The 24,800-nt window shown below is 71.6% G+C and carries 20 protein-coding genes; 15 read left to right on the forward strand and 5 right to left on the reverse strand.

The annotated features are described in order from the left end of the window. Positions 1 to 187: 187 nt before the first annotated feature. Positions 188 to 2,995, reverse strand: coding sequence for a LuxR C-terminal-related transcriptional regulator (locus ACWDZ6_RS14660; RefSeq protein ID WP_451503123.1), 2,808 nt, complete (start codon positions 2,993 to 2,995; stop codon positions 188 to 190). A gap of 133 nt (positions 2,996 to 3,128) precedes the next feature. Between ACWDZ6_RS14660 and ACWDZ6_RS14665 the strand changes: the two genes are divergently transcribed. The 15 genes from ACWDZ6_RS14665 to ACWDZ6_RS14735 all read left to right on the forward strand — a co-directional run bounded on the left by ACWDZ6_RS14665 (position 3,129) and on the right by ACWDZ6_RS14735 (position 20,744). Continuing rightward, complete coding sequence (locus ACWDZ6_RS14665; RefSeq protein WP_366730372.1) at positions 3,129 to 3,767, forward strand: helix-turn-helix transcriptional regulator; 639 nt, start codon at positions 3,129 to 3,131, stop codon at positions 3,765 to 3,767. Positions 3,768 to 3,964: 197 nt separating this feature from the next. After that, positions 3,965 to 4,639, forward strand: coding sequence for a DUF4255 domain-containing protein (locus ACWDZ6_RS14670; RefSeq protein WP_451503124.1), 675 nt, complete (start codon positions 3,965 to 3,967; stop codon positions 4,637 to 4,639). Next, positions 4,636 to 6,630 carry an ATP-binding protein gene (locus tag ACWDZ6_RS14675; protein WP_451503125.1) on the forward strand — a complete coding sequence of 665 codons (1,995 nt, stop codon included), beginning with the start codon at positions 4,636 to 4,638 and terminating at the stop codon, positions 6,628 to 6,630. Before ACWDZ6_RS14670 ends, ACWDZ6_RS14675 begins: the two co-directional genes overlap by 4 nt. A gap of 435 nt (positions 6,631 to 7,065) precedes the next feature. Further along, the gene (locus ACWDZ6_RS14680; RefSeq protein WP_451503126.1) at positions 7,066 to 8,673 is read left to right on the forward strand and encodes a phage tail sheath family protein; all 1,608 of its coding nucleotides are present in this window, start codon (positions 7,066 to 7,068) and stop codon (positions 8,671 to 8,673) included. A gap of 121 nt (positions 8,674 to 8,794) precedes the next feature. Then, entirely contained in the window at positions 8,795 to 9,238 is a 444-nt protein-coding gene (locus ACWDZ6_RS14685; protein ID WP_326653189.1) for a phage tail protein, read from the forward strand. Next, a complete protein-coding gene (locus ACWDZ6_RS14690) occupies positions 9,238 to 9,696 on the forward strand; it encodes a hypothetical protein (RefSeq protein WP_451503127.1) in 459 nt (152 codons plus the stop codon). The genes ACWDZ6_RS14685 and ACWDZ6_RS14690 overlap by 1 nt, the downstream gene beginning before the upstream one ends. Further along, on the forward strand, positions 9,693 to 9,851 hold the full coding sequence (locus tag ACWDZ6_RS14695; RefSeq protein ID WP_326653192.1) for a DUF6760 family protein: 159 nt from the start codon (positions 9,693 to 9,695) through the stop codon (positions 9,849 to 9,851). Before ACWDZ6_RS14690 ends, ACWDZ6_RS14695 begins: the two co-directional genes overlap by 4 nt. Before the next feature lie 2,684 nt (positions 9,852 to 12,535). After that, on the forward strand, positions 12,536 to 13,207 hold the full coding sequence (locus ACWDZ6_RS14700) for a hypothetical protein (RefSeq protein ID WP_451503128.1): 672 nt from the start codon (positions 12,536 to 12,538) through the stop codon (positions 13,205 to 13,207). A gap of 78 nt (positions 13,208 to 13,285) precedes the next feature. Continuing rightward, complete coding sequence (locus ACWDZ6_RS14705; RefSeq protein ID WP_366730379.1) at positions 13,286 to 13,723, forward strand: phage tail protein; 438 nt, start codon at positions 13,286 to 13,288, stop codon at positions 13,721 to 13,723. Continuing rightward, a complete protein-coding gene (locus tag ACWDZ6_RS14710; protein WP_451503129.1) occupies positions 13,724 to 14,491 on the forward strand; it encodes a CIS tube protein in 768 nt (255 codons plus the stop codon). After that, a complete protein-coding gene (locus tag ACWDZ6_RS14715; RefSeq protein WP_451503130.1) occupies positions 14,491 to 16,380 on the forward strand; it encodes a VgrG-related protein in 1,890 nt (629 codons plus the stop codon). The genes ACWDZ6_RS14710 and ACWDZ6_RS14715 overlap by 1 nt, the downstream gene beginning before the upstream one ends. After that, positions 16,380 to 16,805, forward strand: a complete 426-nt coding sequence (locus tag ACWDZ6_RS14720) for a GPW/gp25 family protein (protein WP_351447009.1) — start codon at positions 16,380 to 16,382, stop codon at positions 16,803 to 16,805. The genes ACWDZ6_RS14715 and ACWDZ6_RS14720 overlap by 1 nt, the downstream gene beginning before the upstream one ends. Next, entirely contained in the window at positions 16,805 to 18,763 is a 1,959-nt protein-coding gene (locus ACWDZ6_RS14725; protein ID WP_451503131.1) for a putative baseplate assembly protein, read from the forward strand. The genes ACWDZ6_RS14720 and ACWDZ6_RS14725 overlap by 1 nt, the downstream gene beginning before the upstream one ends. Next, entirely contained in the window at positions 18,760 to 19,416 is a 657-nt protein-coding gene (locus tag ACWDZ6_RS14730) for a phage tail protein (protein ID WP_451503132.1), read from the forward strand. The genes ACWDZ6_RS14725 and ACWDZ6_RS14730 overlap by 4 nt, the downstream gene beginning before the upstream one ends. Further along, the gene (locus ACWDZ6_RS14735; RefSeq protein ID WP_451503133.1) at positions 19,413 to 20,744 is read left to right on the forward strand and encodes an NADase-type glycan-binding domain-containing protein; all 1,332 of its coding nucleotides are present in this window, start codon (positions 19,413 to 19,415) and stop codon (positions 20,742 to 20,744) included. The genes ACWDZ6_RS14730 and ACWDZ6_RS14735 overlap by 4 nt, the downstream gene beginning before the upstream one ends. A 290-nt stretch (positions 20,745 to 21,034) precedes the next feature. Here ACWDZ6_RS14735 and ACWDZ6_RS14740 read toward each other — a convergent pair whose 3' ends face one another. From ACWDZ6_RS14740 to ACWDZ6_RS14755, 4 genes are all read right to left on the reverse strand, one after another. After that, entirely contained in the window at positions 21,035 to 21,334 is a 300-nt protein-coding gene (locus ACWDZ6_RS14740; protein ID WP_326653202.1) for a hypothetical protein, read from the reverse strand. A 70-nt stretch (positions 21,335 to 21,404) separates the two neighbouring features. After that, on the reverse strand, positions 21,405 to 22,259 hold the full coding sequence (locus ACWDZ6_RS14745) for a mycofactocin-coupled SDR family oxidoreductase (protein ID WP_351446997.1): 855 nt from the start codon (positions 22,257 to 22,259) through the stop codon (positions 21,405 to 21,407). 227 nt (positions 22,260 to 22,486) lie between these two features. Then, positions 22,487 to 22,873, reverse strand: coding sequence for a cold-shock protein (locus tag ACWDZ6_RS14750; protein WP_451503134.1), 387 nt, complete (start codon positions 22,871 to 22,873; stop codon positions 22,487 to 22,489). Positions 22,874 to 22,976: 103 nt separating this feature from the next. Next, positions 22,977 to 24,695, reverse strand: coding sequence for a DHA2 family efflux MFS transporter permease subunit (locus ACWDZ6_RS14755; RefSeq protein WP_389181794.1), 1,719 nt, complete (start codon positions 24,693 to 24,695; stop codon positions 22,977 to 22,979). Between the last annotated feature and the right edge of the window lie 105 nt (positions 24,696 to 24,800).

Below are 24,800 nucleotides of genomic sequence, written 5' to 3' on the forward strand. Positions count from 1 at the left end.
CACAGTTTGGTGCATCAGACGTTTTCAGCGCCTATGTCACTACAGATTCGTAGCCACATGGCCGAGGGATTGGTTCAGGACACAACAAATTCGGCCGAACCACGCGTGAAGCACGGAGGTCGGCACCTTTGCGCGGCAGAGCCACGGCGGCGACGCCCCGCCGACCGGGTGCCCCGCACGGGGCACGTTACGCCCCGGCCACCGGATTCCTGGGACCGTCGCTGTTCAGCGCTCTGGGCAGTTCCGATCGTCGCCGTATGCCGAGCTTGCGGTACGTACTGGTCAGATGCGTTTCCACGGTGCGCCGGGCGAGGTGCAGCAGCTCCGAGATCTCGGCGTTCGTACGGCCCTCCGCCGCGAGGGCGGCGATACGGCGTTCACTGCGGGTGAGTGCGCCTTCGCCGGTGAGGTGGGTGGTGCCGCGGCGGGCCCCGCTGCCGCGGAGGGCCTGCTCGGCGACCGTCAGGAGGCGGGTGGCACCGACGCGGTGGGCGGCCGCGGCGGCCTCCCGGAGCAGGGGACGGGCCTGTCGCGGTTGCCCGGCGGCGGTGAGCTGGCGGCCGTGGGAGACGAGGGCGGCGCCCAGCTCCGTGTCCAGCGAGGTCTCCCGCAGGATGTCGACGGCCTGGCCGGTGAGTTCCAGGCCGCGCCGGCCCCCAGTGGCCTCACCCAGAACCCGCAGCGCGCGGCCCACCACGCGAGGGGTGCCCCACACGCAGGCGAGCCGGTGCTCCTCCGCTGCGAGGACGAGGGCCGCCTGCACTCGGCCGAGCGTGAGCTGGCACTCGGCGGCGGCCGAGCGCCACGGCGTGACCACAGGGCTCACCGTGTCGCGGCCGACCTGGCGACGGCCGCACTCGAGGAAGTCTTCCAGGGCGCCCATCGGGTCGCCGGAGGCGGCGCGGAGGACACCGCGCGCGTAAAGGAACCGGTTCACCTCCCAGCTGTCCTCCGCGTCCTTGACACTGACGCTGTCGACGAGCCGGTGGGCTTCGGGCAGGCGGTCCGTCCGGACGAGCGCCAGCACGGAGTTGGCCTGGAAGTTGCTGGGGCCACGGCCGATGACGTCCGGAGGGAGATCCTGGCCGGACGCGTACGCCAGCACCTGCGCGAACTCACCGCGGGCGGCGGCGGTGTCGATGCGTACGTTGATCAGGGGGCCGTGAATCGGGTGCAGCGGCGAGAGACGGTGATCGGCCAGGCCGGCCCTGACGAGCCGGTCGGCGAGGTCCAGCGCGTCGGCCCACTGGGCCACGGCGGCCGCGGTACCCAGCAGGTACGGCACCAGCAGCGGATCCTCCGGAGCCGCTGTGAGTATCTGGAGTTTCCGTACGGCTCTCTCGGCCGACACCAGGCCGGCCGTTGCCTCGTACCGCAGCAGCAGGGCCCGTACGGCCGGACTGAGCAGGGCGGGGGACTGCTCGGCCGTGTGGCGCAGCCGGGCGTAGACCTCCCGGCGTATCTCCCGGTCGTGGTCGGACAACAACGCGGACGCGGTCTGCACCGTACGGGCCAGCACCGGGTCTTCCCGCAGGCCGCCGAGATCGCGCAGTACGTCGAACGCGGCCCGCGCCTCACCCCGGCGGGCCAGCGCGGTGCCCAGCGTGACCGCCGTCAGCACCCGTTCCCGGGGTACGTCCTGGAGGCGCAGCGCCTCGGCCAGCCGGGGTATCCCCGCGGACCGTACGGTGGTGAACTCCAGGGTGCCGAGCGCGACGAGCGCCGCGGCCCGGCGTTCGCGCGGCAGCGGTTCATCGAGTGCGCCGCGCAGATAGGCCACGGCGTTGCCTGTCCGGCCGGCCCTGGTCGCGTCGGCCGCGGCGGCCAGGAGGGTACGCGCGGCACGCGCCAGACCGACCCGGGGGATCCGGAGCAGGTGCCCGGCCACCGCCTCGGCACGGTCGCCCCGGCGGCACCGGAATTCCGCCGCAGCGCGGTGCACGGCGTTCCGGCGCGGCTGGGGCCAGCCGTCGAGCACCGCCTCCCGCAGCAGGGGGTGTGCGAAGCGGGGCCGGCCGTGCACGGGGTCGCGGCGCAGCAGGCCCAGCCGGATCATCGCGGTGACCCAGCCGGAGACCCGGGTTGCTCCGGCCCCGGTCACACCGGAGAGGAGACTCTCGGGACCGTGCGACGTGTCGTCACCGTCCGCCGGTCCGGCGTCGTCCTCCAGTTCGGCGAGGGCACGGGCCACGGTCGCGGTCTCGTTCCCCGCGCTGTCCAGCCACCAGGAGACCGCGGCCACGAAGGCCCCCGGATACAGGTCGGCACAGCTTTCCGGCAACACCGATCCGGCCCCGCCGCCGTCCGGGACCACCGCCCGCAGATCGTCCAGCAGGGCACGCAGCAGCAGCGGACTGCCCGCGCCGGCCCGGACACAGCCGTCCAGCCACGCGTCCGCGGTGTCCGCTCCGAAGGTGGCGCGGACCATCGCCTCGGCACCCGCCCGGCTCAGGGGAGCCGGCGCGTGCACCCGCACCCGGGCGGGCGGCAGCCCGTGGGCGAACCCCGGCGACGGTGGGGTGATGTCGTACTGACCCCGCTCGGTGGCCACCAGCAATATCGGTAATCGCGCCATGTGCCGGACGGCCTCGGTGAGCCAGCGCCTGGAGGCGGGGTCCGCGAGGTGGACGTCGTCCACTGTCAGCAGCAGCGGTGAGTCGGCGGCGTACGAGCAGAGCAGCCGCCACAGCCGGGCGGCGTAACCGCGGTGGTGCGAGGCCTGCGGAATTTCGTCGTCGGATCCGAAGCCGCCGGGCGGGGAGAGCATTTTCCGTACGGAGGCGAAGGGGGCGCCGGAGTTCTCGGCCGAGCAGTAGGCCCCCAGTACGCGCATGCCGTGCTGCGCGCCGTGGTCGACGGCGGCTTCCATCAGCGAGCTGCGTCCGGTCCCCGTGGGTCCCCGGAACAGGACCAGCCGCCCGGATCCGGCCCTGGCACGTGCGGCTTCCGTGTGCAGCAGGTCCAGCGCGGCCTGGCGTTCGAGGAGTGTGGTCATCCAAGGCTCCCGGCGATCTCGTGGTCGGTCTCGTGGTGGGCCACGATTGTGGACGTCACAGTCACAACAGGACGATGGGGACGCCTTGTTCGGCGTGTTGCACGCGTTCCCCCGACGGTAAGGATGTTCGGCCATGGCTTTGCGCAGTCGCGCCAGGATCCCGGTCGAGATCCACGCATCGGACCCGCTTTCCTCCGCCGGAGTGACCAGCCAACTGCGCCATCAGCCCGGCATCGAGCTCGTCGACGAGATGACCGGCCGGCCGGGAGCAGTGGCGATCCTGCTCGCCGACGCGCTGGACGAATCCACTCTCTCCCGGCTGAGGCGGCTCGCACGGACCGACGGGACCCGGGTGGTGCTTGTCACAGGCGCGATCCGCGAGCCGGAACTGCTCCAGGTCATCGAGTGCGGGGTCGGCGCCATCGTCTGGCGGCGTGAGGCCACCGAACACCGGCTTCTCCAGGCGGTCCTCGCGGCCTCCCGGGGTGACGGTGACCTGCCCTCCGACCTGATAGGCAGGCTGATCGCCCAGGTCGGCACCATGCAACGCAGCGCGGCGAACCTGCCCGGAACCCCAACGTCCGGTCTGGCGCCGCGCGAGGTCGATGTGCTCCGGCTGGTGGCCGAGGGGATGGACACCGGGGAGATCGCGAGCAAGCTGTCGTACTCCGAACGCACCGTCAAAAACGTGATGCACGGACTGACCACCCGACTGCAACTCCGTAATCGGGCTCATGCGGTGGCATATGCCCTCCGTGAAGGCTACATCTGAGGGTCCGTATACGCCGCGCGGCCCCGGGTCAAGGGCCCTGGAGGCACGTTCCGTGCTCCTGAGAGTTCCCCGGGCGTGCTCCCGGACGCGGCGCCCCGCGGGCCACGATGACCGTGCAGTGCGCCGTGCCGAGCGGCGAACGGGCCACCGGCCACCGGTATGTGTGAAGGGCGCGACGTGATCCACGAGGTGGGACCGTGATCCACGAGGTGGACGAGGTACTCAAGGGGCTGCTGACCGGCGGCGCCCTGACCGGGACCGGTATCGAGGTCGCCTTCGACGCCCCCACCCGCGACTGGGCCGCCCGGCGCAACGCCCCGACCATCGACGCCTACCTCTACGACATCCGGGAGGACGTCGCGCGGCGCGAGCGCGGTGCGGTCGCGGTCCGCGACGACCGGGGAGTCGTACTGAGACGGCGTCAACCGCCGCGCTGGTACCGGCTGTCCTATCTCGTCACCGCCTGGACCAAGCGCCCTGAGGACGAACACCGGCTGCTCTCCGCCGTACTCGCCACCCTGCTGCCGCGTGAGGTCCTGCCCCCCGAGGAACTGACCGGCCCGCTCGCCGAACTCGGGCTCACCATCCCCCTCACCGTCGCCGGGCTGCACACCGAAGCCCGCTCGCTCGCCGACATCTGGTCCGCGCTCGGCGGCGAGCTCAAGCCTTCCCTGGACGTGGTCATCACCGCGCCCTTCCCCGTCTCTCCCGAGTACAGCGCCGGACCACCGGTCACCGAAGGCGCCGGAGTCCGTGTCCGCGGCATGGACGGCACACTCGACGGCAGCCCCGAGCGCCACCACCGCCCCGGTCAGCTCCGCGGCCGCCGGGGGCTTCCCGCCCACGGCCCCGGCGAACCGGTGCCGGAGTGATCACGGCCGATCCGCTGCTCGAACGGCTCGCCCTGCTGCGCGACGCCGTGGCGCTGCTGGTCGAGCGGCGCGGTGCCACGGACCCGACGGCGGCGGATCCGCTGCGCGGGCTGTATCTGTCCGACGAGTCCGTACGACGTCTGCTGTCGGCCGCTCCCCGCTCGCCGGACGCACCGGACTTTCCGGATCGTTCGCCGGTCGGGGACGACGGAGACCGGCTGCGCCTGCTCGCCGGCCGGCTACGCCTCACCGCGCTGGACGCCCGCATCCTGCTGGTCGCGCTGGCACCCGAACTCGACCGTACCTTCGAGCCGTTGTACGGCTACCTCAATGACGAGATCAGCCGCCGCCGGGCGACCACCGGGCTCGCGCTCGATCTGTGCGGGGTGCCCGTGCACTCGGCTCCGGCGCGGGCCAGGTTCCACCCGTCCGCGCCACTGTCGGCCCTGGGCCTGCTCGCCGTCGAGGAACCCGAACGCCCTTTCCTCAGCCGCTCGTTGCGGGTTCCCGACCGGATCGTCGCTCATCTGCTGGGCGACGACACCCCGGACGCTGCGCTCGACGGCACCGTACGGCGGCTGCCCGGCAGCGGCACCGGCACCGGCACCGCGCACGGCTCCGACCCGCTCATCCCGAAGCTGGCCGAGAGGCTGGCGGCCGGCCCGCTCACCGCGTACCTCCGCGAGCACCGTGAGGGGGACGCGCTGGCCTGTGTCACCGCGGCCCTGCACAAGTCCGGGACCGAGGCGCTGCATCTCACACCGGGGGAGCAACCTCCGTACCCCGAACTGCTCCGCGAGGCGCGGCTGACCGGCCGCGCGCTCGTCGTCACATCACTGCCGGAGAAGCCGGAGGCGCTGGTACGGGCGCTGGCGGTGGACGATGTCACGGTCCTGCTGGCCGGCTCCCGCCCGTACGACCCGCAGTGGTGCGACGGCGTACACACCCCGCTCGTGCTGGACGCCCCCAGGCAGCGCTCGGGCGACCTCGACGCCTGGACGTCGGCCCTCGGTACATCTCTTGTGGAGCCGGGGTTCGACCTGGCGCCGGTCGTCGCCGCCTATCGTCTTGGCGGCACCGGGATCGGCCGGGCCGCCCGTGCGGCGCTGGACCTCGCTGCGTTCGACGGCGCCGCGCTGTCCGCCGCCCATCTGCGGCTCGCCGCCCGCCAGCAGTCCACGTCCGGCCTGGAGCAGCACGCCCGCCGCATCCGGCCCGACGTCGGCTGGAGAGACCTCGTCCTGCCCGAACAGCCGCTGGCTCAGTTGCACGAACTGGTCCTGCGCTGCCGCCACCGCGACCAGGTGCTCGGCGACTGGCGGCTGAGTGCGGGCGGCGGGCGCGGCAGGGGCGTACTGGCGCTCTTCGCCGGCGATTCCGGCACCGGCAAGACGCTCTCCGCCGAAGTGGTGGCCGCCGAACTCGGCCTCGACCTCTATGTCGTTCAGCTCCCGTCCATCGTCGACAAGTATGTCGGCGAGACGGAAAAGAACCTGGAGCGGATCTTCACCGAGGCCGACCGCATGGACGCCGTGCTGCTTTTCGACGAGGCCGACGCCGTTTTCGGCAAGCGTTCCGAGGTCAACAGCTCCAACGACCGCCACGCGAACCTGGAGAGCGCGTACCTCCTCCAGCGCCTGGAGTCCTTCGACGGCATAGCCCTGCTCACCACCAACCTGCGAGCCAACATCGACGACGCTTTCACGCGCCGGCTGGATCTGGTGGTCGACTTCCCGTTCCCCGACGCCGCCCAGCGGCTCGCCCTCTGGCGGCACAGCCTCGCCCATGTCCCCTGCGTCGACGGTATCGACCCGGAGCCGTGCGCCCGGGACTTCGAGCTGGCCGGCGGCTCCATCCGCAGCGCGGTCGTCACCGCCGCGTACGGGGCGGCAGCCCGTGGCGGTCCCGTCTCGACCGCCGACCTGGTGGCGGGCGCACAGCGTGAATACCGCAAGGCGGGGCGGCTGGTGATGGAGGACCGCGGCTGGTGACCCCGGCCGGGACTGACCGGCGGGCCGGTCGCGCGGCTCCGGCCGGCCGGACGTCATTCCACCGGCGCCGGCGGCCGGCTCCGGCGGTCACCGTGCCGGGCTTGTGGACGCTACTGTCCCGGATGAGCCGTCGTCAGAGGCCGCGGGGCACGGCTGCTGCCCGTAAGACTCCCGGTACTGCCCCGCACGCGAGCTGCGCCGCGAGGCCGGGGCGCCTGCCTCCGGGGTGGTGCGGAGCCTCCTACTCACGTTCCGGCCCCGTGCCCGGCCCGCAGTGCTGAGCACGCGCACGGTATCCGGACCGTCCTGCGTCGCGCCGCCGCCCGCCGAGGGCACGCGTTGTGCCCCCAAGCAGGTACGGGCGGCCGTTTCGCCGGACCCGCACGCACGTGAGGGTGGAAGTCGACTTGTCCATTACCCCGAGGAGAGCAGAGCATGCCGTCGTACCTGTCGCCGGGCGTGTACGTGGAGGAGGTGGCCAGCGGCTCGCGTCCGATCGAGGGTGTGGGCACCTCGGTGGCCGCCTTTGTCGGCCTGGCTCCCGAAGGGCCGCTCAACGAACCGACGTTGGTGACCAACTGGACGCAGTACGTCGCGTCGTTCGGCGAGTTCACCGACGGATACTTTCTCGCGCACTCCGTGTACGGCTTCTTCAACAACGGCGGATCCGCCGCGTACGTCGTCCGGGTGGGCGGAGTACCTGGCGGGGTGTCGGGGGGAGTCCCGGACGACGGGACCACGGCCGTGGCGAGCGGCAGCGGGCCGGCCGCGCTGACCGCCGGTGAGCCGAAGCAGCTCGGCACGTTCAAGGTGTCGGCCACCGCGCCGGGCGAGAGCGGCGCGATCAGCGTCGAGGTCGCCGACGCGGAGGGCGAAGGTCCGGCCGATCGCTTCCGGCTGGTGGTCAAGGACGGCGACAGGGCTGTCGAGACCTTCGACGTGACGGCGAAGAAGAGCAACCGGAACTACGTCGTCACACAGGTCAGGGAACGTTCGAAGCTGATCACCATTCAGGAGGCCGCCGCCGCCTCACAGTTGGCGCGGCCCGAGAACCAGACGGTGGCGCTGGCGGCACCGGCCGGGGCGGGAACGGCCGCGGCCCCCGCGCTCCCCGCGAAGGGCGACGCCGGGCAGGTCGGCGTCGCCGAGTACCTGGGCGACTCCGCGGACCGTACCGGCTTCGGCGGGCTCGAGGCGGTGGACGAGATCTCGATGGTCGCGGTCCCCGACCTGATGGCCGCCTACCAGCGCGGTGCGATCGACCTGGATGCCGTGAAGGCGGTCCAGCTCGGTCTGATCGCGCACTGTGAGCTGATGGGCGACCGCCTGGCGGTCATCGACCCGCCGCCGGGACTCAACGCCCGCCAGATCCGGGTGTGGCGCCAGGAGACGACCAACTACGACTCCAAGTACGCGGCGCTGTACTACCCGTGGATCAAGGTCTTCGACCCGGCCGGCGGCCAGACCCGGATCATTCCGCCCAGCGGCCACGTGGCCGGTATCTGGGCACGTAACGACTTCGAGCGCGGTGTGCACAAGGCCCCCGCCAACGAGGTCGTGCGGGGCGCCGTGGACCTGGAGATGCAGATCACCCGGGGTGAGCAGGATCTTCTCAACCCGCTCGGTATCAACTGCATCCGCTCCTTCCCCGGCCGCGGTATCCGGGTCTGGGGTGCGCGCACCCTCTCGTCCGACCCGGCTTGGCGCTACCTCAACGTTCGCAGGTACTTCAACTACCTGGAGGAGTCGATCCTCACCGGTACCCAGTGGGTGGTCTTCGAGCCCAACGACCAAGCGCTGTGGGCCCGGATCCGGCGGAACATCTCCGCGTTCCTGGTGACCGAATGGCGCAGCGGCGCTCTGTTCGGCGGCCAGCCGGAGGACGCGTACTACGTGAAGTGTGACGCCGAGACCAACCCGCCGGAGTCGGTGGATCTGGGACGCGTGATCTGCGAGATCGGTGTCTCCCCCGTCAAGCCGGCCGAGTTCGTGATCTTCCGGCTGGCGCAGTTCTCCAGCGGCGGCGGCGAGTTGGAGGAATAGACCGCTCTCCCGGCCCTGAGATTCGTCCCCTGCCCAGCAGCGCCCCGCCGTTGAGCGGCCCTCGGCCGTCGACCGGATGCGCGACCGGTACCAGCAACAGCGTCAGCAGAAGGAACAGCCCATGAGTCTGCAGCCCGGTGATGCCCTCACCTCACATAATTTCGGCCTTCAGATCGACGGCGTCATGGTCGAGTACCTCCAGGAGGTCAGTGGCCTGGACATGACCCAGGACGTCATCGAATTCCAGCAGGTCTCGTCCAACGGCCAGCCCATCACCAAGAAGCTGCCCGGCGTGAAGAAGGCCGGGGAAGCGACGGTCGTGCGGGGTATGACCCAGTCCGCCGCCTTCAACGACTGGATCAACGCCTCGGTGAAGGGCGACATGGGATCTGCCCGTAAGAACGCCAGCATCCTGGTGATGGACTACCAGAACAACCCGGTGAAGCGTTACCACCTGCGCAACGCCTGGTGCAGCAAGATCTCGGCCAGCACGGTGAAGGCCGGCGAGGCCTCCGCGCTCACCGAGTCCGTGACCATCACTTACGAAGAAATGGTCATGGAGTAATGCGCCGGGGAACGGCCACCGGTCCTGCCGCCGCGTCCGCCTTCGCGGCGGCGGAACCAGCGGCGGAACCGGCGCCGGTACGGCAGCAGTTGCGCACCGAGTTCACGTTCGAGCTGCCGCGCGGGTACGTGGACGACGCGGGCACCGTGCACCGGGACGGGGTGATGCGCCTGGCGACCGCCCGGGACGAGCTGATCCCCCTGCGGGATGTGCGGGTCCAGGAGAATCCCGCGTATCTGTCGGTGGTGCTGCTCGGCCGGGTGATCACCCGGCTGGGCACCGTGGCACACATGCACGACGGCGTCGTGGAGAACATGTTCGCCTCCGACCTCGCCTTTCTTCAGGACTTCTACCGTCAGGTCAACGCCGAGGGCCACACGCGTGCCGGGGTGTCCTGCCCGCACTGCGCGCAGCCGTTCGAGGTCGAGCTCGGCGGGAGCCGCCTGGGGGAATCGTGATGTACGCGACCGACCGGATTCATGAGGAGATCGCGTACATCGCCTACCACTTCCACTGGAGCCTGGAGGAGATCCTGGACCTCGAACACCGGGAACGGCGGCGCTACGCGGAGCAGATCGCCACGCTTGTGACACGTGGGGCGGCGGAGCGGTAATGGGCATCCTCGACAGGTTCCGCGGCCGGGGCCAGGACCGGGACGGCACGGCGGCATCCGGTGCCGTACCGGCTCCGGAGACTTCCGGTACCGGTGCCGACGCTTCGGCTGCCGGTATTTCGGCTGCCGGTTCTTCCTCGGCCGGTCCCTCCTCGGGCACCGGGCGCGGGTGGGCCGGTCTGCCGACGATCCAGCGCGCGACGGTACCCGTGGCGCGGCAGGTGGTCGCGACCTCCGACTTCGCGAGCACGCTGGCCTCCTGGCAGAACCCCTCCTTCGTGGGGACGCTCTCGCACGCCGTCCTCGACGGCGCTCCGACCGGGCTGATCAGGGATGCCCTGGCGCCCGCCGCCCGGGGAGTCTCCGGGGGCCTCGGCGAGCCCACGCTGTCCCTGCCGGTCGCCGTGGTCGATGGCGGGGGAGGCGAGGGCGGCACTCCCTCGGTCCAGCGTGCGACGGGTCTGCGGGCCGTGCCGGTACGGCCCGCATCGGGCTCATCGCCCCCGACGCTGACCAGTGCCCCCGCTCCGAGCGCGGTGCAGCGCCGGGTGCTCCCGACCGTGGTGTCGGCACAGCCGCCGGTACGGCCGGAAGCGGTACGGCCGGAAGCGTCGCGTACGGCACCGTCGGGCGGTCCTGGTGGGTCACGCGCTTCAAGCAGTCCAGGTGCTCCGAGTGCTCCGAGTGCTCCGAGTGCTCCGAGTACTTCGGGCGCCCTGAGTGCCCCGAGTGCCCCGAGTAGCCCACGCAGTTCGAGCAGTCCGGGCGTCTCGCAGCGGTCGCGTCCCATGGCCGCGGACCGGGGCACGACCCCGGGGCGGGTTTCTCCGGCTCCTTCTGTTCCTTCGCCCGGGCAGGCCGGGCAGTCCGGCCGCTCTGATTCCCCTGGTCCTTCCGGTTCCTCCGGCCTTCCGGTAGCTCCGGCATCCGTTCAGCGACGCGCGTCGCGTGAGCCGGGCCGGGTGGCCGGGCTCGGAACACCCACCAGGGCCGGTGAAACGCCGAGGCCCACCATGGGCGCGTCCATGCCTTCCGCCTCTCGTCCTTCCTCGGCATCCTCTGCTGCCTCTTCGTCTTCCTCTCCCTCTCCGGCCGCGGGGCCGTCAGCGCCCTCTCCGAGCCGCCGGTCGCTGCTGGGCGCCCCCTTGTCCGCACCGCCCGCGGATGCGGTGCCACTCACCGCGACCGACGGTGGCGCGGACATTCGGCGGAAGGGGTCCGGCCCCGGCACCGGTGGCGGTCCCACGAACGCCGCGGCGCTGACGCCAGGTCCGGCTTCCGCCCCGGGCGAGCGGCCGGTGACGGCCAGGAGTACGGACGCTGACCTTCCGCCGGTTCAGCGGTCGTCGGTGGCCGGTGGCGCATCCGGGCCGAGCGCTGCCGGTGGAAGGTCGAGCGGCCCGACTGATGCCCTTCCGGTGCGGCGGCCTGCGACCTCCACGGAGGCTGACCGAACGCCAACGGCCGTGACTCCGGATCCCGTCGCCGGTCCCGGCGGCGTAGTTCCATCGATACGGCGGTCGGCCACGGCCGCCGGCTCCGGGACGCACGGTTCGTCAGGCAGTTCCGCGACCGGTCCACCGGCCGGCCCGGGTGCCCTTGTTGTGCAGAGGCTTCCTCGCGCCGCCACGTCGGGGGCGGGTTCCGTGAATGGTCCTGCGAGGGCTCTCGCGCTTCCGGTCGTTGCGCAGGTGGGCTCGGCACGGTCGGTCGCGGCTGCCGGGTCCGCGTCGGGTCCGGCGGGCGCAGGACTGTCTGGGCAGCGGTCAACATCGAGTGTGGACGGGGCCGTTGCGCCTGTGGACCCGGGTACACAGCCGGTACGGCCGACGCAGGTCGGTGGTTCCGCGGTGAGCGGTACGCGGCCCGGTCCTGCGGGTCCCGCACCGGTGAACCCGCCGCGTGCCGCCTCCTTGGGCGTTCCTGCGGCCTCCGGCGCTGAGCTGCCACCGGTGCAGCGGTCGTCGGCCGGCATCGAGGCGTCGGCGGGTGCGCCGCCGGTCCGGCGGACACGTCCGGTTCCGGGGGCTCCGCTGGTGGGTTCGGTGCGGCCCATGTCGGGGGCTGCCGGGTCCGGCTCGGGGGCGTCGGCCGAGGCTGTGCCGCCTGTGCAGCGTTTGTCCGCCGCTCACGGTGTCTCCAATGACGTTTCCGCAGCGGCCGGTTCGCCCGTGCGAGGCTCGGAGCCCGGCGCCGCGCCCGTGGCTCCCTTGCCGGTGGGTCCGGCAACCGCTGTGCCGTCGGCACGCGGGAAAGGCTCCGAAGTGGTGCAACGGGCCGTCCGTGCTCCCGGTGCTCCTGGTGCGTCCGTGGTCGCCGGGTCTCCCGCCGCCGTACGCCCCCAGGACGCGGCACGGGCGGTGCCGCTGACGCCCGCGGCGGCGAGCGGCTCGAAGGCGGTTCCGCTGCGCCGCGTGACGACGGCCGGTGCGGTCGGCGGCAGGGCGGTACAGCGTTCCGTAACAGACCCCGAAGCCGTCGTCGCTTCGGCATCGGCGTCGGCGTCGGCAGTGGAATCGGCAGCGGCGTCGCCGACCGGAGCCACGCCCGCACCGGGATCCCCACCGGTCCCGACGGCACCCGCACCCGTAGCCACACGTGCGTATGAGCTCGGAGCCGATTCAACACCGTCGCTTCCCGTCCAGGCCCCCGGGGCCGGTTCGAACGCGGCAGGTGTCGCGCCGGTGCAACGCAGCACCGACGACACAAGGTTCAGCGGTGTGGCGGAGGCGTTCCCCGTCGTCCAGCGTTCGCAGGCGGAGGCGCAGGCGCAGGCGCATGCCCTGGTTCCTGGTGCGGCCGTACGTCCACCGAGCGGTCCGCCCGCGCGTATCCCCGACACCGGCCCGGCCGAGTCCGGGACCGGGACCGGGACCGGGACCGGGACCGAGTCCGGCACCGGCACCGGTCGGGTCGTGCAGCTCGCCGTCGCGGCGCCCGCGCCACCCGTGGCGTTGCCCGTGCAGCGGGCGCCCGCGACCCCGCCCGTGGCATCCCGACTCCCGGCGCCCCCCGCGCCTCCACGGGCGTCCGCTCCCCGCCCGGTCGAGCAGCGGCCCGCACCCGTCACGGTCCAGCGCACCGGCCGCGGTGGTGACACGCCGGCCGGGGGCAGCCCGCCCCCGGCCGGCAGCCCGCCGCCGGGCGACCCGCCGTCCGGCGCCCACAGGCCGAACAGCACCCGGCGCGAATCCGGTACGGGGACGGCCGGAGCCGTGTTCGACGCCCGCCATCTGACCGACGGTCAGGTGGACGAGCTGACCCACCGGTTGATCGGCCCGCTGACCCGGCTGCTCCGTACGGAGCTGCGGCTCGACCGCGAACGGATCGGCAAGCTGCGGGACCCGCGCCGCTGACCGCCGAACCACAGACCCGCCCCGCCCCACGCCACCCCGAACCACCCGCAGGAACGCAGGAAGCAGGAAGGCCACCCGATGCCCAAGGACCTGGATCCCGGCTCCACCATTTTCTTCAACCTCACCATCGACGGTGAGAGCCTGGGCAACTTCAACGGCTGCGACGGCCTCTCCTCCCAGGTGGAGATCGAGCGGCGCCAGGAGGGCGGCAACAACGGCTTCGTATGGCAGCTGCCCTCCCGCGTCAGCTTCTCCAACATCACGCTGACGCGTCCCCTCACCCCGGACACCGCCAAGGTCGCGGCCTGGATCTCCTCCGTCACCAGCGGCGTGGTCCGTCCCACCGCACAGATCGCCGCCCTGCGTGCCGACGGCTCGATCGTCGCCCGGTGGGGGCTGATCGACGTTCTTCCCGTGAGCTGGCGGGGCCCGTCCCTGGACCCGTCCAGCCCGGCCGTGGCCACCGAGGTCCTGGAGATCGCGCACCACGGCTTCACCGACGCGGGGGCGGCGTAAATGGCGGCCAAGGGCGGCGGCGCGGGCAGGGGCGGCAGCGGAAAGGGCGGCGGCGGAAAGGGCGGCGCGGGCAAGAGCCTCGTACGGGCCACGCTCGCCATTCACCAGCCGCCCATCGGCTACAGCACCAAGCCCGGCGCGCTGATCAGCACCTTCCAGTTCGACTTCAACCCGTCCCAGCTGGCGCTGAGCCGCAGGGCCCAGTGGAAGACCACACCCACCGCGGCCGTGCGCGACGGCGCAGTCCCGGAGTTCATGGGGCCCGAGCCACGTGAAATGACGGTGGAGGTCTTCCTGGACCGCTCCGACAGACCGGACAGCAATGAAGTGCGCAAGAACGTCGAGTCGCTCTTCTCCTGCTGTGAGGTGACCGCCGCCAGCATCGCGGCGAAGCAGCCCTCGACCCCGTGGGTGGTTTTCGAGTGGGGGGCGTTCTCGACCGCCCGCTTCACCGCCTACGTCAGCGCCGTGGAGGCCTCGTACACCCTCTTCGGCACCACCGGCGTGCCCATCCGTGCCACCTGCCAGGTGCACCTGCACGAGATCCCGAACAAGACCGCAGGCCAGAACCCCACCTCCGGCGCGCTCACCGCCCGGCGGGTGCACCGGGTCGTGGCGGGCGACTCGCTCCAGTTCCTCGCGTGGCGTGAGTACGGGGATGCCACCGTCTGGCGCACGATCGCCGAGGCCAACGGCATCGACAACCCGGCGCAGTTGTCCCCCGGCCGTGAGCTCATGCTTCCCGCCGTCGAAGAGGTCGGCCTCTGATGACCCTGATCGGCTACTCCAACGTCTTCGACGTCAAGATCCGCGGCAAGAATCTCACGCCCACCGTCGCCAAGCTGCTCGTCGCGGGCTGGGTCGACCTCGGCGCCGGGGTGCCCGGCGCGTTCGAGCTCACCTTCCGCGATCCCAAGCGGAAGGTGCTCGGCGAGGCGGACATTTCGATCGGCGCGCCCGTGGTCCTGGCACCCGTGTCGGACGGCCAAGGCGCGCAGATCCCGCTGTTCACCGGTGAGGTCACCGGTCTGGAGAGCGACTACGACGGCACCGGTACGTTCACCGTCGTACGCGGCTACGACCGGGGCCACCGGATGCTCAGACAGCGCCGGGTGGCCGCGTACCGCAACATGACCGCCGCCGACATCGCGCGCAAGCTGGCGGCCAAGTGCAAAGTCCCGGTGGGAAAGGTCGAACGAACCAAGGGCATCTACGAGTTCATCACCCAGGCCAACGTCACCGACTGGGATTTCCTGTCCCGGCTCGCGGACGAGAACGAGATGGTGATGTCCATCGACTCCAGGGGTAAATTCCAGTTCGCCAAACCCGATCCGGCGTCCGGCGCGCCCCCGGTGAGCACCCCGGGCGACAGGAGCCCGTTCGTCCTGGAGGCGGGCACCGACATTCTGCGCTGCCGTGCCGCGGTCACCTCCGCCGACCAGGTGTCCAACGTCCAGGCGCGCGGATGGGACGTGACGACCAAGCGGGCCCTCACCGCGCAGGCGCCCGCCAAGACCAACTCCGGCCTCACCATCGGCATCACGCCCGGCAAGGCCGCCTCCTCCTTCGGCATGGCCACGCTCGTGGAGACCGACACCCCCTACGACAAGCAGGGCGAGGTCAAGCATGCGGCCGACTCCCTCGCCGACGACGTGACCGGGGCTTTCGCCGAGCTGGAGGTGACGGTACGCGGCAACCCCAAGCTGCGGCCCGGTGTCCCGGTCGCCCTCGCCGATGTGGGCGCCCCGTTCGAGGGCAAGTACACCGTGACCGCCGCGCGCCACACCTTCGGGGACGGCAGGCACTACGAGACTCTGCTGACCGTCAGCGGCCGGCAGTGGCGTTCCCTGTACGGCCTCACATCGGGCGGCTCCGCGGTGACCTCGCCCAGGCTGCCGAGCGTCGCGAACGCCCTGGTCACCGACATCAAGGACCCGCTCAGGCAGGGCAGGGTCAAGCTGCGGTTCCCCTGGCTCGACGACAAGTACGTCAGTGACTGGACCCGTACGGTGCAGTTCGGCGGGGTGAAGGGCGGCGGGGTGATCGCCCCGGACGTCGGCGACGAGGTGCTGGTGGCGTTCGACCGCGGTGCCCTGGACCACCCGTACGTCATCGGTGGCCTCTACAACGGCAAGGACAAGCCCGACCCCCTCGATGTCCCGCTCTACGACCGCACACGCGGCAAGGTCACCCGGCACACCCTGTCCGACCGCAGCGGCAACCGCGTGGACCTGCTCGACCAGCGCCCCGGCCTCAAGCGCGGGGTGCGGCTCAGCACGGGTGACAACCGGCTGACGATCAACATGGACCGTACGCGCACCAGCATCACAGTGGACAGCAAGGGCAGCGTCACCATCACGGGGACCCGGTCGGTGTCCGTCGAGGCGGGCGGGAATCTGTCGCTGACGGCGGGCGGCCAGCTGTCGCTCAAGAGCGGCGGGCTCCTCAGCATCACCGCGGGCTCCGCGCTCAACCTCAAAGCGGGCGGCGCGGCCAGCATCAACGCCACGGGCGCCCTGAACATGAAGACCCTCGGCGTCGTGTCGCTGTCCGCGGGGCCCAGCCTCCAGCTGACGGCGGCCGTCAACATCGGCATCCGGGCAGGCTCGATCACATCGATGGGTCTGCTCACCTCCAACGGGAAGCCGGTGATCTGATGGCAGAGCAATTCGTGGGCTCCGGATGGGCGTTCCCGCTGCGTGTCAGTCCTACCGGGGGCATCGCCCTGGTCAGCGGTGAGCGTGAGATCGAGGAAGCCATCCGCCTCGTCCTGGCCACCGCGCCCGGCGAGCGGCCGATGCGCCCCGAATTCGGCTGTGCCATCCACGACATGGTCTTCGCCCCCGTCAACGAGGCCACCGCGGGCCGCATCCAGCACGAGGTGTACGCCAGCCTCGACCGCTGGGAGCCGCGTATCGACGTGGACGACGTGGAGGTGAGCGCCGGGGACGAGCAGGGCGTGCTCTTCATCGACGTCCGTTACTCGGTCCGCGGCACCAACAACCCGCGCAGCCTGGTCTTCCCCTTCTACGTCATCCCCTCCCACGACGAGCCCGACGAGCAGCTTGGAAGCGAACGCTGATGGCACTGCCCTCCCCGAACCTCGACGACCGTCGCTTCCAGCAGTTCGTGGACGACGCCAAGCGCTATATCCAGCAGCGGGCGCCGGAGTGGACCGATCACAATGTCTCCGACCCGGGCGTCACGCTGGTAGAGACAGTCGCGCACATGGCGGACCAGGTCGTGTACCGGCTCAACCGCGTGCCCGAGAAGAACCATCTCGCCTTCCTCGACCTCATCGGGATCACGCTCTTCCCGCCCTCCGCCGCCCGCGCCGACGTCACGTTCTGGCTGTCCGCGCCGCAGGAGCAGCCGGTCCTGCTGGCCGCCGGGACCGAGGTCGCCACCGCGCGCACCGAGAGCGAGGAGGCGGTCGTCTTCGCCACCGAGCGTGAACTCACCGTAGTTTCCTGCGAGTTGTCGTATTTCGTGGTCCAGTCGGACGGTGAGGAGGCGGCCGACCGTACGTCGGACCTCACCGAGGGCAAGGACGTGCTGTGCTTCGCGGAGTCCCCGCGGCCCGGCGACCGCATGCTGTTCGGGCTCAGCGCGGCCGTACCGCACTGCGCGGTGGCACTGACGCTCGACAGCCAGGTGGACGGTGTCGGCGTGGACCCCCGGCAGCCGCCCCTGGCGTGGGAGGCGTGGACCGCGGACGGCTGGGCGGCCTGCGAGGTCGACAGGGACACCACCGGCGGCCTCAACCGCCCCGGCGAGGTCGTGCTGCACGTCCCCGGCGGCCACACCCTCTCCCGCGCCGGGCGGCGCGAGGCGGGCTGGCTGCGCTGCCAAGTCACCGACCCGGAGCCGGGCCAGCCGTTCTACACCACCTCGCCCACCATCCGGTCCGCCGAAGCGTTCACCATCGGCGGCACCGCCCCCGCCGTACACGCCGAGACGGTCCGCGGCGAGGCCCTGGGAGAGTCCACCGGGCTGCCCGGCCAGCGGCTGCGGCTCGCCAACGCGCCCGTCGTCGGTGACGTACCCCCGCTGCACCTCCAGGTCGCCGAGCGCGACGGGTGGACCGACTGGGCCACCGTCGGCCACTTCGCCGCCTCGGGCCCCGACGACCGGCACCTCACCCTCGACGCGGCCACCGGCGAGATCGCCTTCGGTCCCTCCGTACGTGAACCGGACGGCACCCTGCGCCAGTACGGAGCCGTGCCGCCCAAGGGCGCCGTCATCCGCGCCCGCCTCTACCGCACGGGAGGCGGCAAGGCGGGCAATGTCGCCCGGGGCGCCATCCAGGTGCTGCGCGACTCCGTCCCGTACATCTCCGACGTCACCAACCGCGAGGCCGCGAGCGGCGGGGTCGACGGTGAGACCGTCGAGGAGGCGAAGGCCAGGGCACCCATCGCCCTGAGCGCCCAGGACCGTGCCGTGACCCTGCGCGACTACGAGGAGCTCGCCCGGCGTGCCGCGCCCGAGACCGCGCGCATCACCTGCCTGGCGGCCGATCCGGACGAACACGGCGCCCATGTCGTACGGGTCCTGGTCGTCCCGCAGGCCGTGCCGGACCCGGGTGGGCGGCTGCGCTTCGAGCAACTCGTACCGGGCGACATGCTGCTGGGGAGGATCACCCGCTATCTGGACGAGCGGCGGCTGATCGGTACCCGGCTGGCTGTGGGGCCGCCCTATTACCAGGGCATCACCGTCGTCGCGACCCTGCACGCCTTCCGCGGCGCCGACACCGACCGGGTCCGGCGGCAGGCCCACGACGCCCTCTACCGGCACCTCGACCCGCTGACCGGGGGAGCGCAGGGCACCGGCTGGCCCTTCGGCCGCCCGGTGCAGGCCGGCGAGGTCTTCGCGGTACTGCAACGGGTGCCCGGTGTCGAGCTCGTGGACGAGGTGCTGCTCCACCCCGCCGACCCGCTGACGGGCAAGCGCGGCGACCCCGCGGAGCGGATCGACCTCGCCGCCCCGGCCCTGGTCTTCTCCTTCGACCACCGGGTCCGCGTGATCGGGGACGCGGCATGAGGGGGTCGGTGGACGGTCTGGGCTCCTCGGCCCCGCTGGGCCCGATGCTGCCCGCCGTCTTTGCCGACGACGACCTGGCGCAGAAGTTCGTGGCCGGGCTCGACGAGGTGCTGGCTCCGGTCCACAACGTGCTGGACTGCCTGGACGCGTACTTCACGCCGTCGCTCGCCCCTGCCGACTTCACCCGCTGGCTCGGCGAGTGGGTCGGCGCGGAGACCGAAGGTTCGGACGGCGCGGACCGCTCGGACCGCGAGGTCGGAGCGGATCGAGCCGGCCGGCCGGACGGACCTGGGTACTCCGGCCGCCCGTATGTGCGGGACCGGTCGGAGGACACCGCCATGCTCCGCGCGGCGGTCGCCGCCGCGGTACATCTGCACCGCATCCGCGGCACTCGGCGCGGTCTGGCCGAAGCGCTACGCCTCGCGTTCGGCGTCGAGCCCGAGATCACCGAGAGCGGCGCGGCCACGTGGGACGCCCGGCCGCTCGGCCCGGTCCCCGGCGAGCGCCGCCCGCGACTGCACGTCACCGTACGGCTGCCCGACCCGAGCCCCTCCGACGAGCACCGGCTGGAGAGTCTCGTCGCCGCCGCCCGCCCCGCTCACATGCCCTTCACGGTCCAGGTGACCGCTGCCGAAAGGACACCCGACAGGTGACCAGCCAGACCTCCGCCTCTTCCGACGGTGCCCAGCCCTCGAACACCGGCGAGGGCGAGCGCAGGGCCCAGACCTGCGCCGAGTGCGGTACGCGCCCGGCCCCCGGGCAGTCCTTCTGCGACGGCTGCGGGGCGGTCCTCAGCTGGACGCCCCAGGCCGTCACCCGCACGCCGGACCGGACCGCGAGCCGGGGCACGGCTCGGGAGGATGCGAGCGGGGACAACCGCGAGCCGGCGCACGCTCCTGCCCCCGCTTCCGCCACTCAGCCTGATCACCGGCCTGATCACGGTCCTGATCGCGAGTCCGATCAGGAGCCGGCCCGCGTGGATGACGCCGCCCGCACCGAACCCGTCCGCGCCGTCGGCCCCGACTCCGCGCCGGCCGACTCCTCCACCGAGGAGACCGCCCCGACCGAACCCGTGCCGGCAGCAGCCGACGAGCGGGCCAGGGCGCTGCTCATACCGGTCGCCGACCCGAACCAGCGGGTGACGACGACCCCGGACGTGGCCCCGGTCCTGCCCGGCCGCCCCGCCGCGGCCCGCCCCCGGGCCCAGGGACCCGGCACGGAGCCGGACGAGGAGGGCGGCACCCCGTGCCCGTGGTGCGGCACCGGCAACCGGCCCGGCCGCCACTTCTGCCGTCGCTGCGCCATGACCCTCGCCGGCGGTCCGGGGAGCCCGGCGGCCCGGCGCCTGCCCTGGTGGCGTCGCATGCTGGACTTCCGCAACCGGCCGGCCCCCTGGGCCGGTGACCGCCCGCGCCTGCGTCGGAGCCTGGGCCGGATCGTCACCTTGGCTGTCTGGGGCCTGGTGGCCGCGCTGGTGGTGACCGGGGCCTTCTACGCCGACAACGCGTATCAGGCCGCGCGTGACCACTTCGCCAAGAGGGCCCCGGTCGCCCCGGATTCCGTCAAGGCGTCCCGCTCCTTCCGCGGCCACAACCCGGAGCTGGCCTTCGACAAGACCAACAACACCTGGTGGGGGCCCGGTGTCTCCCAGGGCGGCGACGGCGAGTGGATCGAGGCCCAATTCCAGCGGCCCACTCGCCTGCTGGACATTCTCATCACCCCGGGCATCTCCACCAGGGCGGCCGATCTCTCCAAGTCCGCTCTCCCGCACCGTGTGGAAGCCCTGATCACCACCGCCGACGGCAGGACCACCACCCGCAACCTCACCCTCGACCAGGGCGCCGGCAGTCAGCGCCGGTCCTTCCGTGTCGGCGAGGTCAGCGCCGTCCGCTTCATCCTGCGCTCCGCCCACGGAGCCGCCGCCGACAAGCAGGTCTCCATCGCCGAGATCGAGTTCTTCGGGCGCTCATCCGGTTCGTAACGCGGTTATCCGGTTCGTCACGTGGTTCGTCATGTGCCACGGACGCCGGGAGGCTGGGACGGGGGTGCCCAGCCTCCCGGATCCGCTCCGCACCCCGCGGTCACCACGGCCTCGTGGCCCACGCGGTGCGGTGCCCCGGCCACCGCGTCACCTGTATCGCGCGGCGGGGGCGGGCGCGCGTACACGACAGTGGCCGGGGGGATCTCGGGCTCAGCGGGGAGCCGCTGCGTACGCAGGACGCCGGGGCACCGCCGAGTCGGCGCCCGCGCCCTGACGGCGCCGCGGCCGGGTCAGTCGCGCTGACCCGTGACCGGCAGCCGGCCGAAGGTGCCCGCGATGGTCCCCCCGGTCAGCGAGTCGCCGGCGACGATCAGGTCGAAGTCCATCTTCATGGGCATCGGGCGCTCCATGTTGATGGTGAACTGCGCCCGGTCGCCCTCCAGTCGCCCGTCTTCGATGACCACCGTGCTGCCCATGGCGGTCGCGGTGCCGCTGAGCGCGGCGCCGGTCCGTGTGATGTCCACGGTGCCGTGCTGCGGGCCGATGGGCGAGGCAATGGTGATGGACCACTTGCCGTCGATGTTGCTCATGGGTTCTCCATAGGTTGGTGAGTGGCCCGGCAGGGCCGGGTGGGGCTGACGGGTACCCGCCCTGGGCGGCTCAGCGCTGGATCTCCCGCTGAGCCAGGGCGCCGGCGTCGATCTTGAGCTGTACGCCGGTGAGGTACCGCGATTCGTCCGAGGCCAGGTAGACCACGGCGTGGGAGATGTCGATCGGATCCAGCAGCGGAACACCCATGGCGTGGAAGTTCCTGAAGAGCACCTCGGCGTCGGCCTCGGTGGGGTTCTCGAGGTCGGGCCGGTAGGTGCGGTACGTGGACTCGTTCTGCACCATCCGGGTGGCGACGTTGCCCGGGTGGACCGCGTTGACGCGGGTGCCCTTCGGGGCGAGCTGCACGGCGAGCCAGTTGACGTAGTCGATGAGCGTCTTCTTGGAGAAGCTGTAGCCGTACCCGCCGGGCCCGGCAACGCCGTTGCCCGCGAGCTCCGGGGCCAGACCGGCGACCGAGCCCATCACGATGATGGACGAGCCGTCGGCAAGATGCGGGAGCGCGGCGTGGACGGTGGAGATCGAGCCGAGCAGGTTGACGTCGATGGTCTCGGTGAACGCGCTCAACGGGCGGTTCATACCGACCGGGCTGATACCCGCGTTGGCGACGACGACATCGAGCCGGCCCAGCTCCTCCACCGCCTCGGTGAAGGCCCGGTCGAGCGCGGGACGGTCGCGGACGTCGACCTGCTTGACCACGGCGCGCCGTCCGGTCTTTCTGACCAGCTCCGCGGTCTCCTCGAGGTCCGTGCCGGACGCCATCCCGTAGTCGGCGACCGGGATTTCCCGGCAGATGTCGAGCGCGACGATGTCCGCCCCCTCCTCGGCCAGCCGTAGCGCGTGGCTGCGCCCCTGGCCGCGGGCGGCTCCGGTTATTGCGACGACCTTGCCATCGACCCGGCCCATGATTCGCCTCCGTAGGCACTGAAAGAGTTTGCGTTTGCGCGGCGGTGCACTACTGCGAATTGGACGGCGGCGCAGCCGCGTCGAGTGCGCGCGCCGCGGGGTCCTTTATAGCCAGGGCTCCGCAAAGCGGACGACCCCTAGATTCCCGGTCGGCGCAGACCTAGGGGCCGTCCGGGGGCGCCCGGGGCAGGGCCCCAGACCTTGCGCCGACCGGTGCGCCAGGTAGGTCAGTCGTGCACCCAGCCGTGGCTTCGGGCCGTGGCCAGCAGCCGTTGGCGCAACTGGGAGATCTGCGCCGCGGTCACCGACGGAGCTTCCGAGATGATGACGTCTGTGAACTCCTGGAGGAGCTCGGCCGACGTCGTCATCCCGGCCGTGGAGTCGGTCGCCGGGCCGGCGGGGTGTGCCCCGTCGGCCTCGGCGGACGGCATCTGGTCGAGGAGACGGACATTGACGGCCTTGAGGCCCCGCTCGCTCTCGGTGTCCTCGAACTGGACCGGCATGCCGGGGGCGATGAGGTACCGGTCGCAGAGGATGTCGTTCGCGTGCATGAAGGCGTCCTCGCCGGAGGGGTGGCTGACGAAGCCGTAACCGCGAACGCTGTCGAAACTCACTACTCGACCTACAGGCATGGGTTCCGCGCTTTCTGTGTCGTCGGTGTCGGGGACGCCGTGGGCCCTCGGGCTGTCGGGGACGCCTTGCTCGGTCAGCCCTGGCTCAGCTGCCCCGCTGTGTGTCGGCGTCCGTGCGGACGTCGGTGCGGTGGGCGGTGGGGGCGGGGACCGCCGTGGTGCCGTCGGCGCCCTTCACGGCGCCGCTGACGTTGAGCGCGGCCGCCTCCTCCGGGTGGTGTGCGAGGTACTCGCTGAGGCCGGGGAACTCCTCCTCGAAGTCCTCGGGGTAGGAGGCCGGGGCGTGGCGCAGTGTGATCAGCGCCGCGATCGCGACCGCGCCGAGGATCACCACGTTGAGCAGCACGGCGGAGTGCAGGCCCCGCATGAAGGCATCGTCGGCCGCGTCGACGATGGCGGAGGCCAGCTGCCCGGGTGCCGCGGCCGTGGCTTCGAGAGCGCCGCCGAGGGAGTCCTTCGCCGCCGCGGCGATGGACGCCGGGGTGCCCTCGGGGAGGGTGAGCGTGTGCTGGTAGCGGTTGTTGAGGATGGTGCCGAGCACTGCCATGCCGAGCGCGCCGCCGAGTTCGGCTGCTGTGGTGGCGAGCGCGGCCGCGGCGCCGGAGCGTTCCTTGGGCGCGCTGTTGACGATGGTGTCCGAGGTGACGGTGAACGTCGACACGGCGCCGATCCCCTGCAGAATGATCGGGATGATGACGATGCCGTAGCTGGTGTCGACCTCCAGCGTGCTGTAGAAGACCATCGCCCCCGCGCCGACGGCCAGTCCGAAGCAGGAGAGCTTGGCCCGGCCGATCTTCGGCACCAGCATCCCGATCACCGGGGCGATGAGGATGGCCGCACCGGCCGGGGGCAGCATCGCGAGGCCCGACTTCAGCGGCGACCATTGATGCACCAGCTGGAAGTACTGGCTGAGCAGCAACGTCGTCCCGATGAAGGCGAACAGGGCGAAGGTGTTGGCCGCGACCGCGCCGGAGAACGCCATGTTGCGGAAGAGCTTGACGTCGATCAGCGGGTGCTCCATGCGGACCTGCTTGAGGCCGAAGACCAGCAGCGCGACGACGCCGATGACCGTGGCGGCCAGCACCCGCTTGTCGGTGAACCCGTCGTGCACCGACTCCTGAATGGCGTAGACGATTCCGACGATGCCGACGATCGAGAGGACCACGCTGACCGGGTCGATGCGCCCGGGCAGCGGGCTGCGGGACTCGGGGACGACGAAGACCGCCACCGAGAACAGCAGCACCATGATGGGGACGTTGATCAGGAAGACCGAGCCCCACCAGAAGTTGTTGAGCAGGGGGCCGCCGATGACCGGACCGATCGCCATGCCGCCGCTGATCATGGCGGCCCAGATGCCGACGGCGGTGGTCCGCTCCTTGGGGTCGGTGAAGATGTTGCGGATGATGGAGAGGGTGGTCGGGTACACAGTCGCGCCGGCGACACCGAGCAGCGCCCGGCCGAAGATGAGCCAGCCCGGTGAGTCCGCGTAGGCGCACAGCACGGAGGCCGCGGCGAACGAGAACGAGCCGGCCAGCAGCAGCTTCTTGCGGCCGATCCGGTCGCCGAAGCTGCCCATGGTGACGAGGAGGCCGGAGAGTGTCAGACCGTAGACATCCGCGATCCAGAGCGTCTGGCTGGACGTGGGGTGGAGGTCTTTGATGAGCGAGGGAATGGCCAGCTGCAGGACGGTGAGGTCGACGCTCAACAGCAGCGCCGCCATGCAGATCACCACGAGGGCGACCCAGCGGCGGCCGCCGAGTTGCGGCGGCGCGCCCAAGTGGACAGCGGTTGGAGAGGTAACCATCAGAATAGTCTCCGGTCTACGAGGGCGGTAACTGTGTATGCCGTACTCACTTGTGTAGGCTATACACAGAAGCGCGGGGTGGTCAATCGCCTCGCATTCGACAAC

The organism is Streptomyces sp. NPDC002926 (genome assembly GCF_053591755.1).